The 14,932-nt window shown below is 57.2% G+C and carries 13 protein-coding genes; 7 read left to right on the top strand and 6 right to left on the bottom strand.

Annotation, left to right across the window (positions count from 1 at the left end):
• Positions 1 to 12: 12 nt before the first annotated feature.
• The 3 genes from CCGE531_RS27650 to CCGE531_RS27640 all read right to left on the bottom strand — a co-directional run bounded on the left by CCGE531_RS27650 (position 13) and on the right by CCGE531_RS27640 (position 2,879).
• Complete coding sequence (locus CCGE531_RS27650; protein ID WP_245459482.1) at positions 13 to 1,761, bottom strand: hypothetical protein; 1,749 nt, start codon at positions 1,759 to 1,761, stop codon at positions 13 to 15.
• 69 nt (positions 1,762 to 1,830) lie between these two features.
• Positions 1,831 to 2,214 (bottom strand): helix-turn-helix transcriptional regulator, encoded by a 384-nt coding sequence (locus CCGE531_RS27645; RefSeq protein WP_120669851.1) that lies wholly within the window; start codon positions 2,212 to 2,214, stop codon positions 1,831 to 1,833.
• A gap of 404 nt (positions 2,215 to 2,618) precedes the next feature.
• Complete coding sequence (locus CCGE531_RS27640; RefSeq protein ID WP_120670574.1) at positions 2,619 to 2,879, bottom strand: hypothetical protein; 261 nt, start codon at positions 2,877 to 2,879, stop codon at positions 2,619 to 2,621.
• 167 nt (positions 2,880 to 3,046) lie between these two features.
• Between CCGE531_RS27640 and CCGE531_RS27635 the strand changes: the two genes are divergently transcribed.
• Positions 3,047 to 5,047: an ABC transporter ATP-binding protein/permease gene (locus tag CCGE531_RS27635; RefSeq protein ID WP_120669849.1), complete on the top strand. Its 2,001-nt coding sequence runs from the start codon at positions 3,047 to 3,049 to the stop codon at positions 5,045 to 5,047.
• 128 nt (positions 5,048 to 5,175) lie between these two features.
• On the opposite strand, the gene CCGE531_RS27630 is transcribed toward CCGE531_RS27635, so the two are convergent.
• Positions 5,176 to 6,066 (bottom strand): LysR family transcriptional regulator, encoded by an 891-nt coding sequence (locus tag CCGE531_RS27630; protein WP_120669847.1) that lies wholly within the window; start codon positions 6,064 to 6,066, stop codon positions 5,176 to 5,178.
• 2 nt (positions 6,067 to 6,068) lie between these two features.
• Between CCGE531_RS27630 and CCGE531_RS27625 the strand changes: the two genes are divergently transcribed.
• Both CCGE531_RS27625 and CCGE531_RS27620 read left to right on the top strand, forming a co-directional pair.
• Positions 6,069 to 6,425, top strand: a complete 357-nt coding sequence (locus tag CCGE531_RS27625; RefSeq protein WP_120669845.1) for a hypothetical protein — start codon at positions 6,069 to 6,071, stop codon at positions 6,423 to 6,425.
• A gap of 132 nt (positions 6,426 to 6,557) precedes the next feature.
• Positions 6,558 to 7,427: an NmrA/HSCARG family protein gene (locus CCGE531_RS27620; protein WP_120669843.1), complete on the top strand. Its 870-nt coding sequence runs from the start codon at positions 6,558 to 6,560 to the stop codon at positions 7,425 to 7,427.
• A 215-nt stretch (positions 7,428 to 7,642) separates the two neighbouring features.
• Here the strand turns inward: CCGE531_RS27620 and CCGE531_RS27615 are convergent, their stop codons facing one another.
• Both CCGE531_RS27615 and CCGE531_RS27605 read right to left on the bottom strand, forming a co-directional pair.
• Positions 7,643 to 8,422 (bottom strand): response regulator transcription factor, encoded by a 780-nt coding sequence (locus CCGE531_RS27615; protein ID WP_120669841.1) that lies wholly within the window; start codon positions 8,420 to 8,422, stop codon positions 7,643 to 7,645.
• 535 nt (positions 8,423 to 8,957) lie between these two features.
• Positions 8,958 to 10,043 carry a hypothetical protein gene (locus CCGE531_RS27605; RefSeq protein WP_120669839.1) on the bottom strand — a complete coding sequence of 362 codons (1,086 nt, stop codon included), beginning with the start codon at positions 10,041 to 10,043 and terminating at the stop codon, positions 8,958 to 8,960.
• A 604-nt stretch (positions 10,044 to 10,647) separates the two neighbouring features.
• Between CCGE531_RS27605 and CCGE531_RS27600 the strand changes: the two genes are divergently transcribed.
• The 4 genes from CCGE531_RS27600 (at position 10,648) to CCGE531_RS27585 (ending at position 14,787) form a co-directional block, all read left to right on the top strand.
• Positions 10,648 to 11,223, top strand: a complete 576-nt coding sequence (locus CCGE531_RS27600; RefSeq protein ID WP_120669837.1) for a PE-PGRS family protein — start codon at positions 10,648 to 10,650, stop codon at positions 11,221 to 11,223.
• 103 nt (positions 11,224 to 11,326) lie between these two features.
• Positions 11,327 to 13,042 carry a type I secretion system permease/ATPase gene (locus CCGE531_RS27595; protein ID WP_120669835.1) on the top strand — a complete coding sequence of 572 codons (1,716 nt, stop codon included), beginning with the start codon at positions 11,327 to 11,329 and terminating at the stop codon, positions 13,040 to 13,042.
• Between the two features lie 13 nt (positions 13,043 to 13,055).
• Positions 13,056 to 14,501 carry an HlyD family type I secretion periplasmic adaptor subunit gene (locus CCGE531_RS27590; protein WP_120669833.1) on the top strand — a complete coding sequence of 482 codons (1,446 nt, stop codon included), beginning with the start codon at positions 13,056 to 13,058 and terminating at the stop codon, positions 14,499 to 14,501.
• A gap of 7 nt (positions 14,502 to 14,508) precedes the next feature.
• Positions 14,509 to 14,787, top strand: a complete 279-nt coding sequence (locus CCGE531_RS27585) for a transposase (protein ID WP_162944049.1) — start codon at positions 14,509 to 14,511, stop codon at positions 14,785 to 14,787.
• The last annotated feature ends 145 nt before the right edge of the window (positions 14,788 to 14,932 follow it).

Raw genomic sequence — 14,932 nt, 5'->3', positions numbered from 1 at the left:
AATTTCTTCCTTTTAAAAGCCGGCCTTCAATAGGCCCTCCCTGTAATGCTCTGTTTGCCACTTTTCCTTGTTTGGAATCATGGACAACCATGCCTCAAGATCGAAATTCGGATTATCGCGCAGGGCGCGCAGTCGATATGTCTTAGCCTTGGCAAGATCCCCTTGCATTGCCCAACTTGCGGCCGCGAGCCTGCTTGCCGGCCCTGGATCTCTCATCCTGTCCAGATAAGCCAATGCTTCGGTATATTCCCCAAGGAAATAGCTGGCTCCTGCCGCGGTCCAATAATAATAGTCCGGGGCAAGCGGATTAAGATCAAGCGCAGTTGCAACCTTCTCCAATGCCGCTTTCGGATTGGCGCCATGGGTAAGGCTGTCGGCGTGGCTGCAAATCACATCAGCATAGTGCGGGCTAAGGTCCTCGGCATTCGACAAGGCCTCGAGGCTGCCGTCGATATTTCCGCGGTAGAGCCGGGCTACGCCGATTTCCTTGAAGCCTCCGGCGAACTGGCTGTCATCGCGGATTGCATCCGCCGCCATTTTTTCCGCTTGATGCAACAGATCGCCATCGCCGCGGGCCGTCAGAACCCATTCCATCGTCAACGTTCTAGCGATGCCCGCAAGTGCCGCCGCAAAACCCCGCTCATGCTCGAGAGCCTGCTTGAAATGCTTGCGCGCGCGACGGACATTCTGAAGACCTAGGCGGGACAGGCATTGCACGCCCTCGAGATAGGCAAAATAGGCCTCAGGCTTGCAACCAAAATCGGAAACTATGTGGTGGAAGGCGCCAACACGCTCGATAATGGAGTTCTGGATGGCAGTGGCGATCGCGTTGCGATGCTCCGTTATGGCCGCGCTATTCAGCTGGACGCGCGTTGCCCAGACAATTTCATCCCGCGGCATGAAAATCAGCTGTGCGAAAAGGCTGTCGCCCGTCCTCTTCGTATCGAGCGCATAGACCACGTTATGTTGCTTGAGAAGCCCAGCCTTGTCGTTTGAGGAGCGGATCTGCTCGGCGGTGTAGGGAGCGACTACGGATACGCTTCGGTCGACGCAAAGACTGATCGTCAGGTCTTCGATAACAGCATTTGCGACCGATCCGGCTCGCTCTGACTCCTCCAGCGTCTCAGGCGGAAGCAGGGCGATACGCGGCACTAGGTTGTCGGCGGCAACCGGAAGCATATCTTGAGCCGAATGGCTTGAATTCGGATCTTTCGTTCCGCCAATCAACTGACTGTAAGACGTGATTTTCTCGCCAAGCGCCGCCCTGACCTCATCATCGGTCTGGTCCCAATCCAGCAGAAGCATGGCTGCACGCTTCAATTCGCTGCGATTTTGGGACCAGGAGGGTTGGCCCATTGTCTTGAAGAATTCCGCTCGCAGCTCCCCTGCCAGCCGTGCCCGAACGTCGCGCACCCAGACAGCCACGGCTCCGGAGCCGCTGCCGTAAGTGGGCAGAAAATTCTTGGCGACGGCATCGGCGAGCGCACTAAGCCTGGCAACGCCGGACGTATTTTCGATAGTATCCAGGTCGCACCGCAATGCGTCGAAGTTCAATGTGAGGTTCGCCGCAACATCGCTGATCAGCTGCCTGGAGGATTTGGACGTCGCGGTCGTCAAACGCAGGAGGGTCGACCTCAGATTGGCGCCGGCGGCCTGAAGATTGCCGGGCCAGAGAAAAGCCGCCAGATCCTTCCGTGGCATCGATCGTCGACAATCATAGAGATAGGCAAGCATGAGCAGCGCCTGTTTTGGCACGTTCATGCGATCACCCTTCTCATCATAAAGGGCGCAACTGCCGAGTGTCGTTAAATGAAATGTCATCTTGCTAGGTCAGCGCTCGTTGTCAGGTTTGCTTGATTGCACAAAAGCGAGGATCTTTGCCCGCAACCGCTTGTCTTCAATCCCCGATAAGGCTGTGTGCAGAACGGCCTTATGATGCTTGGCAAGTCGAAAATCAGCTATCGCCTCCATAGAAGGAAGGGCGTCGTCCGATACGCTTCTGAAGAAAAACATGACCGGGACACCGAGGATTTCAGAAATGCGGAGAAGGCGACTGGCACCGAGTTTTTCGATGCCGCATTCACATCTGTCGAGCTGTTGAGGGCTTATGCAAAGCTTCTCGGCTAATATATCCTGCGCAATTGACAATTCCTCCCGGCGCAGTCGGATGCGTGATCCAACTTCAACATCGATCGCATCGAATTTTTTGTCCATGAGGAAATCGCCAGAAGAGAAACCGCCTTTATGTTCGCAGGTCTCCCGCGAATTCACAACGTTCCAGTAAAGTACTCAAAGTCAGCTATGCACTATGTTAAAAGAGTTCCGATTGCTGTTTTGAAAAGCTAGTAAAATCCCTCATTACGATGATTGATAGCACGGTAACACGCGTCAGGTATCGATAAAAGCAGCTTTAAAGTCACAAAGCGTATCTGTCATGCCCCAGCACTACTTTGGAGGGCTGGAACCTAATTCGGCAACGGGGAACACGGTAGAGGTGGTTGGTGCTGCGGTAGCGTAGCGCAGCGCCGACCAAGCGTCGAACGGCCGGCAATGTCGCTGAGATGTGCCGTGCCTGTTGCATGCTCATCTTCCGCGCAGCGCGCCGAAATCGTCCATCGCTAAAATAAATCTTCAAATCGGATTTTCTGACCATCGAGGTAGCCATGCTCATAAGCTTTGGCCTGTTCGCTGCTGGCGGGATAGGGATTCTTTTTGTCTTCCGCCTCACGCTTTCCAGCTTTGATTCCCTCTTCATACGCCTCTTTCTCGCTCTCTGAAGCGGCAAGAGGGGGCAATTGCTGGGGGTAATGTTGTATGGGGTTCGGCAATCCAAATCCGGGCGCGCAGACCGGTGCAGTTATTGGCTTTTGCGGGCACATAGTGAATTCCTCCTGATACTGAAACGTCATTTGCGACGGACGGTTCCCCAAGGCCGTCGAACAGCCACACCATCATTTTGCGTGACAGACTGCCGGCGACCCCTCCGATGCCATGTTCAACACTGGCATTCATGAAACTTTTTGATTTTTAAGCCGTTGTCGTGCCTATGACCGACGCTAAATCCAAACCGAAATCGGTCGACGGCATCAAGCTCCGTGGTGCCAAGAGGTCGCGCCAAAAGAAGGCATCGACTGTCGAGGTCGAGCAGCCGCCAGATGCCATTGAACCCGATCCAGCATTGACGCCTGACGAGGCCGAGCAGGCGCGAAAAAGGTATTTGCTGACGCGCTTCTGGATTAGCGCGCGCGGTTATTGGGGCAGCGGCGGCGATGGGCTCGCTTGGCCGTGCTCAATCGGCCTATTGACCTTGATTGGCACCAATGTCGGCTTCCAGTATGGGATCAATATCTGGAATCGCGCAATTTTTGACGCGATAGAGCAGCGCAATGCTCACGTCGTATATTTTCTAAGCGCCGTCTTCCTGCCACTCGCGCTCGGAAGTGTAGCCCTTGTCGTTACACAAGTCTTCCTTCGTATGGCGATTCAGCGTCGCTGGCGTTCCTGGCTCACGAACTCAGTCATCGCGCGTTGGCTCGCAAACGGCCGCTATTATCAGTTGAACCTCATCGGCGGCGACCACAAGAACCCAGAAGCGCGCATCTCGGAGGATTTGCGGATCGCCACCGAATCGCCTGTCGATTTCATCGCTGGTGTCATTTCCGCATTCCTGTCGGCTTCGACCTTCATCGTGGTGCTCTGGACGATTGGTGGCGCCCTGACCCTGACAATCGGAGGTTCGACCGTCACTATTCCAGGCTTCCTCGTCATCACTGCGGTCCTCTACGCCGCAATCACCTCCAGCTCGATGGCGGTCATCGGTCGCCATTTCGTCCATGTTTCCGAGGTCAAAAATCAGGCGGAAGCCGAATTTCGCTATACGCTGACGCATGTGCGGGAAAACGGCGAGAGCATCGCATTGCTCGGCGGCGAAGAGGAGGAGCGTAACGACCTCGACAAGACATTTGCCAACGTGCTCAGGCAATGGGCCTTCCTTGCAGGCCAGCACATGCGCACGACGCTTGTGTCGCAGGGGTCGAGCCTGTTTGCGCCGGTCGTGCCGATTTTGCTTTGCGCGCCCAAATTTCTCGAAGGCAGCATGACCCTTGGACAGGTCATGCAGGCTGCCTCTGCCTTCGCCATCGTTCAGAGCGCGTTCGGATGGCTGGTCGACAACTACCCCCGTCTCGCCGATTGGAACGCCTGTGCACGGCGCATTGCTTCGCTGATGATGTCGCTTGACGGGCTCGAGCGGGCGGAACAGAGCGACGCCTTGGGACGCATCAAGCGCGGTGAAACTGAAGGTGATGCGATGCTCAGCCTAAACGATCTCTCCGTGTCGTTGGACGACGGCACCGCCGTGGTCAAGGAAACCCAGGTCGTGATCGAACGAGGCGAGCGGGTGCTCGTAGCCGGAGAATCCGGTACAGGCAAGAGCACGCTGGTGCGAGCCATCGCGGGTCTTTGGCCGTGGGGTGACGGCAGCGTCAATTTCCACGTCGACAGACGGCTGTTCATGTTGCCGCAACGGCCTTATATCCCTTCCGGGACACTTCGCCGCGCAGTCGCCTATCCCGCCGCCGCCGATAGCTGGACGCTGGATGAGATCAAGACGGCCCTTGACAAAGTGGCACTCGATTATCTGAACGACAAGATCGAGGAAGATGCCCCATGGGACCAGACATTGTCGGGTGGCGAAAAGCAGAGGCTCGCATTTGCACGCCTTCTGCTACATGATCCCGATATCATCGTGCTCGATGAGGCAACGTCTGCACTCGATGAGAAGAGCCAAGACAAGATGATGGAGATGGTGATCCACGAATTGCCGAAAGTTACCATCGTAAGCGTCGCGCATCGAGCTGAGCTGGAAGCCTTCCATAGTCGCAAGATCACCCTGGAGCGACGCGCGGGTGGTGCAAAACTTGTCAGTGACATTGATCTTGTCCAGCACGGGAGAAAACGGAATCTGTTTTTGCACCTCCTGAAAGATCGGCGTTCCCTACCGAAACGCAGCATGCCCCAGGGCAAAGCACCGCGGCGCAAGAATTGAGCCTGGTCAGGTTTTTGGAAGGGCTTGAGGAGCTTTCGCGGGAAGTCGTGCCGTGCGCGATACCACGGCGCTCACGAAAATTCTGGCGCATCTTGTGCCAAATCACGGCTTCGGTGCTGAGTCTACTGTCATTTGCCGACATAGGCAGCAAGCTCATCAGGTGTTCCATGGGGGAAGGCTCGTTTCAGAAAATCGAGAAATGCCGAGACGCGTGCACTAAGCAACCGTCGCGATGGATAAAGCGCCCACAAGGTAATCTCAGGTGCGTCGATCTCGCCCCATTCGACGAGCGCCCCATCGGCAAGGTCGTGACTTATCAGCGAAACAGGAAGACGTGCCGCACCAACGCCTGCCCTGACTGCATCCCGAACCATGACAAGTGACGACAATGCGAGGACGGGTTCGATCATGATTGTCGACCGGCCGGCGGCGGTCCTGACCTCCCATGTCTGCCGGTCGCTCGATCCCCGCACGACGCCCGGCACGGGAAGATCGCCAATCGGCCGGAGAAGATTGGGATTAGCCACGACAACCAGCCGATCGCGCAGGAACGCTCGCCCGACCAAGGTCTCATCTGGATCCGGATTGACCCGGATGACCAGATCATAGCCCTCCTCGATCATGTCGACCGCCCGGTCCTCGGTGGTCACCTCCAGCCTCACCTCAGGATATTCGAGGGCAAAGCCGGCTGCGATCTTTCCCATCGCAGTCTGCGAGAACAAGAGAGGCGCGCTGATCCGCAGTCGCCCCTTCGGCTTGTGGCCGCCGGACGCAATCGCCGAAGCTGTCTCTTCCAGCTCGGCAAGCAGAACGCCTGTCCGTTCGAACAGCGCCCGCCCTTCTTCGGTGAGCTTCAGGTCACGGGCACCTCGCTCGAAGAGCCTCAGATCGAGACCGCTTTCCAGCTCCGCGACGCGCCGCGACAGGGTCGCCTTCGGCCGGCCGGTGGCGCGCGCCGCTTTGCCGAAGCCGCCGTAACGGGCCACAAGATTGAAATCGGCGAGAGCGAGAAGGTCCATCTATGTTTCACCTGCGAGACAGCGCATCCCCGATTGACGGTCTATCGGACTATCAGTGGACCATCCATATTCGCGGTGTCAACCAGCCCGACACAGCGAGGCATCATGCCCGTTCCTGGTCTTGGGACGTGCTGGCCTTCAACGAGGCCGCCTACCTCCTGTTTGAAGATTTTCGGGCGCCACGGCCCAATATGCTGCGCATAAACGACTGGTGGGTCGATCCCGAAATCGTTCGAATTGGCGACACGGAAATCGAGCTGCGCGATCCACAAGTGGGTTGGTTGACCCGCCACCTCAGCATTCTGGTTTCGGAAGACAAGCCCGGCCTTCGTGTTGTGCTCTATGATGCGACGCGTTAGCTCGTCGCGGCCTCTTCGGGTTTAGCAATCCGTCCCGCCTATGAGACGGTGCGTCCAAATTCGGCGGCTATCGGCTCTGTGGTGAACCGATCATAGTCCGGGTGTCAAGCAAACCAACCCGGAGAAAACACCATGACTATTCTCGTTACAGGTGCCACCGGTCGTGTCGGCCGCCATGTGGTCGAGCAGCTCGTCAAGCGTGACGCCCGCGTGCGCGTTCTCACCCGTGATCCTTCGAAGGTCGCCTTCCCGGCCGGCGTCGAGGTCGCGCAAGGCGATCTGCTGGATATCGACGCGCTGCGTACTGCCTTCAGCGGCGTCAAGACGCTGTTCCTGCTCAATGCCGTTACCGGAGACGAATTCACCCAGGCGATCATCACCCTGAACATCGCCCGGGAGTCTGGCGTCGATCGGGTCGTCTACCTGTCTGTCATTCACGCCGACCGCTTCGTCAACGTACCGCACTTTGCCGTCAAGTCCGGGGCTGAGCGGATGATCGAGCAGATGGGCTTCAACGCCACGATCCTGCGTCCGTCCTACTTCATCGACAATGAACTCATGATCAAGGACGTCATCTTCAACCACGGTGTCTATCCGATGCCGATCGGCGACAAGGGGATCGCGATGGTCGACGTCCGCGATATCGCCGAAATCGCTGCGATCGAGCTCGTCCGTCGTGACCAAGCCTCCGGCAAGCTACCGGTCGAGACGATCAATCTGGTCGGCCCCGACACGCTTACCGGCAAAGACGTGGCGGCGATCTGGTCGGATGTTCTGGGGCGTCCGATTGCCTATGGCGGCGATGACCCCAGTGGCTTCGAGCAGAACCTCGCAACCTTCATGCCCAGGTGGACCGCTTATGAGATGCGGCTGATGGCCGAGCGTTATGTCAGCGATGGCATGATCCCGGAGGCTGGCGATGTCGAACGGCTGACCAAACTTCTGGGCCGTAAGCTGCACTCATATCGCGACTTCGCGATCGAGGCCGCCTCCAACTCCTGATGCACGATCAACCGCACCGCGGCCAGGCTCATCTCGCGCCAGAACCCAAGCAGGGCACCTCTTAAGGAGGCGCCCCGCATCCCACGGGAAGACCCGGCGAAGTTTGTGGCAAGGTTGCGAGTCAGGGAGCAATCCTCGGCGTCTATGTGGGGTCAAACCGTGCTCCGAAACCCAACCAAAACATTGCGACGGTTCCCCCGAACGGGCGACATCGCCTAACTTGGCGAGGCATCAGGCCCGCCGGTGGCTCTTTGAATCAAGCGGGCAACCACCTCAGTGCGGTTCTGCGCCTGCAACTTACGCATTATGTGTTGCAAATGCATCTTCACCGTATGCCCCGACAAATTGAGTTTTCCTGCAATTACCTTATTCGAGCAGCCGCATTGCAACTCCGCGAGGACATCCGCCTCGCGGGGAGTGAAATCGGCAATCGCCAAATACTGCGTCCTGTCATCCAAGCTTTTTTCGGCCTCATTTCTGGCCGGAGTATGCTCGTTTGAGCCGTTTGCAACAGCTCCCAATAGCTGCGGGCAGAATGTTCCTCCTGCCAGAACGAGGCGGAGACCGGCAAGGGCAATGTCAATGGGAAGTGAAGTCGAGAAAAAGCCGCGGATGCCCATCTCGAGCGCCTGACGGACTATGTTGACGTCATCCGTTCCTAAGAGCAATGTGATAGGCGCCTCAGGAAAACGTACAGCAATTGCCGCGAGATCATCACGCAGGCTTGTGCTCTCAACACCTCTGCCGGCCAGATCTAGTGCAATCAAACGCACCTCAGCTCCAAGAGCTCTATCAAGACTCTCGGTCGAGATCATATCGATAAAATTCCACCCGGCGAGTTCATGCTCAAGAAGCTTCACCACAGTCGTCCGCGCCAGTGTAGAATGCTGAATAACGACAATAGTCGGTACATTGCGCCGCATCGGGCGCTTGGTTTTAGCACTGTTGGACACCTGCGTGCTCCCCGGAAAATTTGCAGACCAACAGCGACACATATTATTCCTGCTCTTTCTTCATGTCATGACAGAAAAAAGAGGTATTCTCGATATCAATAGTCTTATCTCTCACGATAATTCTCATAGTCTACGAGACCTCAGCGATAGACAACCAAGGCATGTATAACGTGTTGAAATACCTATCTATGAGAACATACTAGAATCGACTTGTCGTTGTACATCTTACAATGCTTGCCGAATTCACATGCAGCAAGCGAGTCAACAAAGCTTTCAAACACACTGAAAAGACAATCGATCTGCTACAACCCATACAGAAAGGGTCGTTGGATGTGACAAGCTGCCCATCAACCTGGGTTTGATTCCATATCTCAACTCAAAGCAGCGGAAATCGAGCACAATGCCGATAAGGTCATGGTCGAATGTTGGGTATATCAATGAAGCGCGTTCCTCGCCATATCGGCTCAAGAGGCGAAAGCCCGAGCAGAGGAACTGATCCAGCATATGGCTTGAAAAATGGCAGGAAGAATGGTTTCGCGCAATTGAGCCTCCGAAATGCAAGTGGGGAGGCTATCCGCTAGGTATGCATGAAGCTCAGAATGTCGTCCACGAGAGCCGAATGGGCATCCGTGAGGTTGCCGCCTCCGCCATGGCCGCCGATGCCGGCCAGCTGAAGCGCATGCTGATCATAGAGGACATGATCGATCTGTTGGGCGTCCGCCGTCCCACCCGCGGGAACGGCAATGTTGATGGGGTGGAAATAGGCGAGATTGACGTCTACCATGCTGCCGGTTGCCGATCCGATCCCGCCACCGCCACCCTCATGACTGCCGGTAAAGATCGTCCCCGACGACATGTTGAAGCCGCCGCCGTCGCCGCCCATGCCGGCAATCTGCATGGTGCCCTGATCAAAAATTGCATTGTTTGTCTGATGGGCCTCCGCCGATCCGCCCGCGGCGCCCACGGCGATATTGATCGGTGAGAAGATGGCCACACTCACGTCGACCATGCTGCCGACGAAAAATCCACCGCCGCCGTGGCCCGCATAATTGTCGCCGGTAAATGTAAGTGCAGTTCCCGGGCTCATCGATGCATCATGGCCCGCGACGTTATGGTCTCCGCCCGAGCCACCAATGCCGCCCATCTGGGTTGCGCCCTGCAAGAACAGTGCGTTGTTCGATTGGTCAGAGTGGGCCACTGCGCCGGGGCCCGCCGCCACCGCGGTGTTCACGGGGGCAAACAGCGCGACTTCGGTGCTTACGAGACCACCGTAAAAGACACCATTGCCCCCGGTGCCGGCATGATTGGCGTCGCCGCCGCCGATGGCAGCATTGCCGCTTCCGCCATTCCCGCCGATCCCAGCCATTTCGGTGGGATGCTGATTGATGAGCGCATCATTGCCTTGGAAGGCGTCGGCACTCGAATGAGGTCCCGCAATAGCGGCATTGGAGGGCATGAAGACGGCCAATGCGTTGCTGTCGATCACGCCTACGCTTATCCCGTCACCGCCGCTGCCGGCTGAATTGTAGATCGGGCCAGAAGCGACATCCAATGGAAGCCAGGTCGGCACCAGCGCCAGATGCCCCGCAGCCGAATTGGAGGCGAGGTTTTGATCGGTGCCTGTTTTGGGCAAGTCTTCCGATAAGGGACGAATTTCCGTCATTACCGTCTCCATTCCACGATCAACCGCAGGTCCACCAAGCGGGCAGCATATGCCGCCCGAATTGTTCAGGGCATTGTGCATCTGAAGGTGAGAAAAACAGAGCCTGCAATTCGTCTACATCCGATTGGCTAGCTCTGTAGCCATTTGGCTGTCATGGATTCAGCGCCCCGCTGTGCGCGTTTGAGGCCACTAAGTCCAATTTTGGATTACAGGTTCGACATCGTGCACCCCATTTTCGCGCCGGAACACACTAGTTTTTTCGGTCCCGAACAGGATCTCCTCCGCCAAGCGCAGCCCGATCAGAATCCCGGAATTCAGCCGGTTCGCTTGGGCGGCCCTTGCTTCGAAAAACGGCGTCGCTTCGACCGGGTCGCAGACATGATGATGATCACGCGATCCCGCGCCAAATCACCAACTGCTAAGTCAGAATAACGCTCCGTCGCCTCCAACCATACGCCCGAAGGAACATCGCCGAATAGCTAGATAGCTCGCAATTCAAATTGCGGGTAGTATTTACCTGTGGTTGTATTGGCTGGCGATGAGATGCTGGATACCCACGCCGTAGAAGAAACCCGGACGAAACGAAGTAGAAGGAGGGACATCAATGCCTATTCCACTAATGTCTGACACGATTCAACTCAATAACCCGGATGCTGGCGACGCGAATGCCGGCAACGGTGGTGGTGGCTACAACTATGGGAATATTGACTACAACCCGGTCGCGCATGTCGCCAATGTGCAAACGGTCGAAGGAGCATCCACCGATCTGCACAACGGCGATCATGTTTGGCAGACAGCAGATTGGGGCGCCGGCACTGGCGGAACTGGTGGCTTTGCTCAGGCCCAGAACGGTTTCCTGGCCTCGGTCACGAACACCGGCGCCGGCGGCGCGGGGGGAGATTCCCACTCCGACGGCAATCAAGGAAACTCGAGCGGCGGCGACGTGGCCGCGGTGAGTGCCGCTACGACCGCGACACAATATACGCAGCTTCTGGCTGATCAGCATGCCACCATCCTCGCAGGCGTCGGCGGCAACGGCGGTAACGGGAACATGGCTCGGGGCGGCGATATCTCGTCAGCATTGGTTCACACGGATCCGGAAACGACGACGGTGAACAACGCTCTCGATCATTTCGCAAACGACTTCGGTCATATCGATCTCAGCCATCTTGGCTCATGAACTCAGATCCTGAGGGTCGCCGGCTTCTGCCGGCGACCCTCATAGGTTGAGAAACCAGCCAGTAGCCTCTTCTTGTCAGTATCAAATGCAGCGAGATCTGATAATGGCAACGCTTTCCGCAAAGCTATCGCGCCCACAGACGCAGCTCGTTGCTGCGCTCCGGGCTTGTGCCGGAGCATTCGGTTTGGTTTTCCTCTATAGCTGCGGCTACAATCTTTTTCTTCTGGCGCCTTCCATCTATCTCCTGCAGATCTATGACAGGGTCTTGTCGAGCCGAAGCGCTGACACGCTTCTGATGCTGACGATGATCATCGCCATGGCCGTGTTGGTCGGGTCCACGCTGGATATCGTGCGCAGGGCAGCTCTTTCGCGCATCGGCAGCTGGCTGGATCACAGGCTGCGGCCGATGGTGCTCACCGCATCATTCGAATATGCCGCTCGCGCCGAAGCAGGAGCCGCCACGGAATGCTACAGGGACCTGGCCGCATTACGCCAGTTCCTCGATTCACCGGCCAGCTCCCTTTTTTTTGACGTTCCCTGGGCGCCGGTCTTCCTCCTCCTGCTCTTTCTTGTTCATCCGCTGCTGGGGACCATCGGTCTTCTGAGCGCAGTGGCACTTCTGCTGTTTGCGTTCCTGACGGAACTGGCGACGCGAGAGCCGCTTGGCCGCGCCAATCTTGCCCTTTCGAGGAGCTACCTGCGATTTGCGAGCGCCCTCAAAAACATCGAGGTGATCCGGGCCATGGGCATGCAGTATGGCGCAGCGCTGGTCGTATATCGCGATGCGGAAATGGCAAGAAGGGCGCAGGACAGCGCGATGCATCGAACGGAGATCATTCTCGGTTTCTCCAAAGCAATCCGCACGCTCGCGCAAATCCTGATGATGGGATGCGCTACATGGCTGGTGCTTGCGAGCAACAGCAGTCCCGGAATCATCTTCGTTGCAAGCTTGCTGCTCGGGCGCGGGCTCGCACCAATCGAGGGTGCAATAGGTGCATGGCGCTCCTTTACGTTTGCGCGGAATGCCTTCAATCGCTTGAACGGAATGCTGATCGCCGTTGCATCGGAACACGATGCCCGAACGGTGCCGCAACCGGAACCCAATGGCCTCGTTCTCGATAACGTCAGCTATATTCAGCCATTCGCCAACAGGCAAATATTGACTGGCATCACATTGCGCCTCGCGCCGGGTGATTGCGTAGCGCTCATCGGCCCGTCGGGGTCGGGAAAATCGACACTGGGTCGCGTCATGGCCGGCGTTGTGCAAGCAACGAGCGGATGTGCTCTTCTTGGTGGGGTAGATATCTCAGCTCTGCGTCTTTGCGGGGGGACCCACCACGTCGGATACCTGCCGCAGGACATCGAACTCTTCGGCGGAGCAATCAAGGATGTGATAGGCCGGCTGGACGGAGGAGATCCCGTCAAAGCGATCGACGCCGCGAAGCTGGTTGGATTGCACGAGGCGATCATGCGGCTGCCCCAGGGCTACGAGACCAATATCGGCGAAGGCGGAAACCTGCTCCTTCGAGCTCAGCGCCAACAGCTGGGGCTGGCACGGGCGGCCTATGGAAATCCGTCTCTTATCGTTCTCGACGATCCGAACTCGAGCCTGGATTATGACGGCGAACGCATGCTGTTCAAGGCGATCGAGCGCATGAAATCCAGGGGGATGACCGTCGTTATCATAACTCACCGGATGGGAATCCTGCCCGTCACCAACAAGATTGCCATTATGCGCAACGGGACGGTGGCTGCCTTCGGCGATAGCGAACAGATTTATGAAACTTATCTTCAACCATCATCGCGAACGGGAACGTAGGGAGGACGCTGCCATGACCCTTGTTCGACTGGACGCAATGCCGGCGGGATTTTCAAATTCGTCAAGGACGAGCCAGCGGCTCGCTCAGCAATCGGCAGCCACAGCCGCGCGACAGGCGGCCTATTCGCCAGTAAACGAGTTGAAGCAGCGCGGACCTGCGCCCCCTTCGCCCATGCCGAGGCTCAGAGGCGTCATTTGGACAGGTAACCTGTTGATCGGCATCTTCATAGTCGGATTGGGAATCTGGTCGGTTCTGGCGCCGCTGAAGAGCGCTGCGATTGCACCGGGCGTTATCGAACCGGAGTCCAGCCGTAAGACCATTCAGCATCTGGAAGGCGGAATTGTGCAACGGATACTCGTCAAAAACGGCGATGCGGTCACGGCCGGGCAAATCATTATAAAACTCGACGATACGAAGTCTCGTTCGGAGCGCGACAGCATTCAAGGGCAACTTTGGGACGCCGAAGCAAGCCGCGCCCGTCTGCTTGTGGAGCAGACAGGCGGCGACCATGTCGCCTATCCGCAAGACCTCAGGGCGGCAATGGACAGAGATCCTTCGGTCAGCGAGATTCTGACCGGGCAACAGAAAATCTTCGAAGCGCGGCGCCGGGTCATGCAGGCGGAAGTCGGGATCACCAATGAAAAAATCGCGCAGGTGCGGCAGGAAATCGTCGGACTTGGCGCGCAGAAGGCAGCACTGACCGATAGAGCCGCGATCTCGCAGGAAGAACTGGATCAGGTTACGCTCCTCAGCGCCAAAGGACTGGAAAGAAAGAGCAGACTTCTCAACCTCCAGCGGGAAAAAGCAGACCTGGATGGCCAGCAGGGTCAAGTAGAGGCGCAGATCTCTCGCGCCTACCAGGTGATCAGCGAGTCACAGGCCGATCTCGCAAAGCTCGAGAGCGACCGGTTGAGCGAAGTCGCACAAGGCATGCGCGATACGGAAAGCCAGATCATGCAGTTGCGCGAACGCTTGCGGGCGATCGACGACCAACTTTCAAGGACCGATATCCGTGCGCCCGACGATGGAACAATCATGAACCTGCGCATCCATACAGCCGGTGGGGTGATCGGCGCGGGCGAACCGCTCGTCGATCTTCTCCCGCGCGCCGATCGTCTTATCGTGTCTGCCCACCTCAGACCGGAAGACATCAATCTCGTCCATGCGGGGCTCGAGGCACAGGTTCACCTCCTTCCATACAATCAGCGGCGCGTTCCACTCCTGAAAGGCCGGGTCGAGTATGTATCAGCGGACCGCCTCACCGATGCGCAGAGCGGCCAGCCCTACTTTGCAGCGACAATCCGTGTAACGGACGAGCGGCTGGCGAAAATGAGTGATGTCGAACTGGTCGCGGGCATGCCCGCACAGGCACTGATCGAAACGGGCAAAAGCAGCGTGGCCTTCTATGCCGTCAGACCACTTCTTGACAGCTTCAACAGAGCATTTCGTGAGGACTGAAGCGGTGATGGGCAAGAGAAAATTCGACGACGACCAGATTACTGGCATTCTGAAAGAGCACCAAGCTGGAGTGAAGGTGGCAGATGTTTGCCATAGACACGGCATCAGTGAGCCGACCTTCTATCGGTGGCAATCCCTGCAGTTTGGAAATGCAGGTCTCGACACCAAAAGGGTGAGAGCGCTGGAGGAAGAGAACCAGAAGCTCAAGAAGCTTTTGGCCGAAGCCATGCTCTCGGCGGCAACGCTGAGCGAGATGCTGGCAAAGACATCGAACGGGCGAAACTGATCTCCGGACAGCGCGGTTTGTTGGCGGCCTTCTGACACCTGTCTATCGGGAGCGCGCCATCAGGAGCGTCGACCGGAGTTTCAGATCTGAGAGCTTTATGTCCATCGTTGGAGCAAATCGTTAGCAGCCCGCCACCTGCTCGTCG

Origin of the sequence: Rhizobium sp. CCGE531 (assembly GCF_003627795.1) — a bacterium.
Classification (GTDB): Bacteria; Pseudomonadota; Alphaproteobacteria; order Rhizobiales; family Rhizobiaceae; genus Rhizobium.
The sequence above is the reverse complement of the archived record's forward strand: the minus strand, read 5'-3'. Positions and strand labels throughout refer to the sequence as shown.

Excerpts from the sequence above, each read along its gene's own strand:
- CCGE531_RS27650 (WP_245459482.1), bottom strand. The coding sequence starts at position 1,761 with ATGAACGTGCCAAAACAGGCGCTGCTCATGCTTGCCTATCTCTATGAT.
- CCGE531_RS27645 (WP_120669851.1), bottom strand. The coding sequence starts at position 2,214 with ATGGACAAAAAATTCGATGCGATCGATGTTGAAGTTGGATCACGCATC.
- CCGE531_RS27640 (WP_120670574.1), bottom strand. The coding sequence starts at position 2,879 with ATGTGCCCGCAAAAGCCAATAACTGCACCGGTCTGCGCGCCCGGATTT.
- CCGE531_RS27635 (WP_120669849.1), top strand. The coding sequence starts at position 3,047 with ATGACCGACGCTAAATCCAAACCGAAATCGGTCGACGGCATCAAGCTC.
- CCGE531_RS27630 (WP_120669847.1), bottom strand. The coding sequence starts at position 6,066 with ATGGACCTTCTCGCTCTCGCCGATTTCAATCTTGTGGCCCGTTACGGC.
- CCGE531_RS27625 (WP_120669845.1), top strand. The coding sequence starts at position 6,069 with ATGTTTCACCTGCGAGACAGCGCATCCCCGATTGACGGTCTATCGGAC.
- CCGE531_RS27620 (WP_120669843.1), top strand. The coding sequence starts at position 6,558 with ATGACTATTCTCGTTACAGGTGCCACCGGTCGTGTCGGCCGCCATGTG.
- CCGE531_RS27615 (WP_120669841.1), bottom strand. The coding sequence starts at position 8,422 with ATGTGTCGCTGTTGGTCTGCAAATTTTCCGGGGAGCACGCAGGTGTCC.
- CCGE531_RS27605 (WP_120669839.1), bottom strand. The coding sequence starts at position 10,043 with ATGACGGAAATTCGTCCCTTATCGGAAGACTTGCCCAAAACAGGCACC.
- CCGE531_RS27600 (WP_120669837.1), top strand. The coding sequence starts at position 10,648 with ATGCCTATTCCACTAATGTCTGACACGATTCAACTCAATAACCCGGAT.
- CCGE531_RS27595 (WP_120669835.1), top strand. The coding sequence starts at position 11,327 with ATGGCAACGCTTTCCGCAAAGCTATCGCGCCCACAGACGCAGCTCGTT.
- CCGE531_RS27590 (WP_120669833.1), top strand. The coding sequence starts at position 13,056 with ATGACCCTTGTTCGACTGGACGCAATGCCGGCGGGATTTTCAAATTCG.
- CCGE531_RS27585 (WP_162944049.1), top strand. The coding sequence starts at position 14,509 with ATGGGCAAGAGAAAATTCGACGACGACCAGATTACTGGCATTCTGAAA.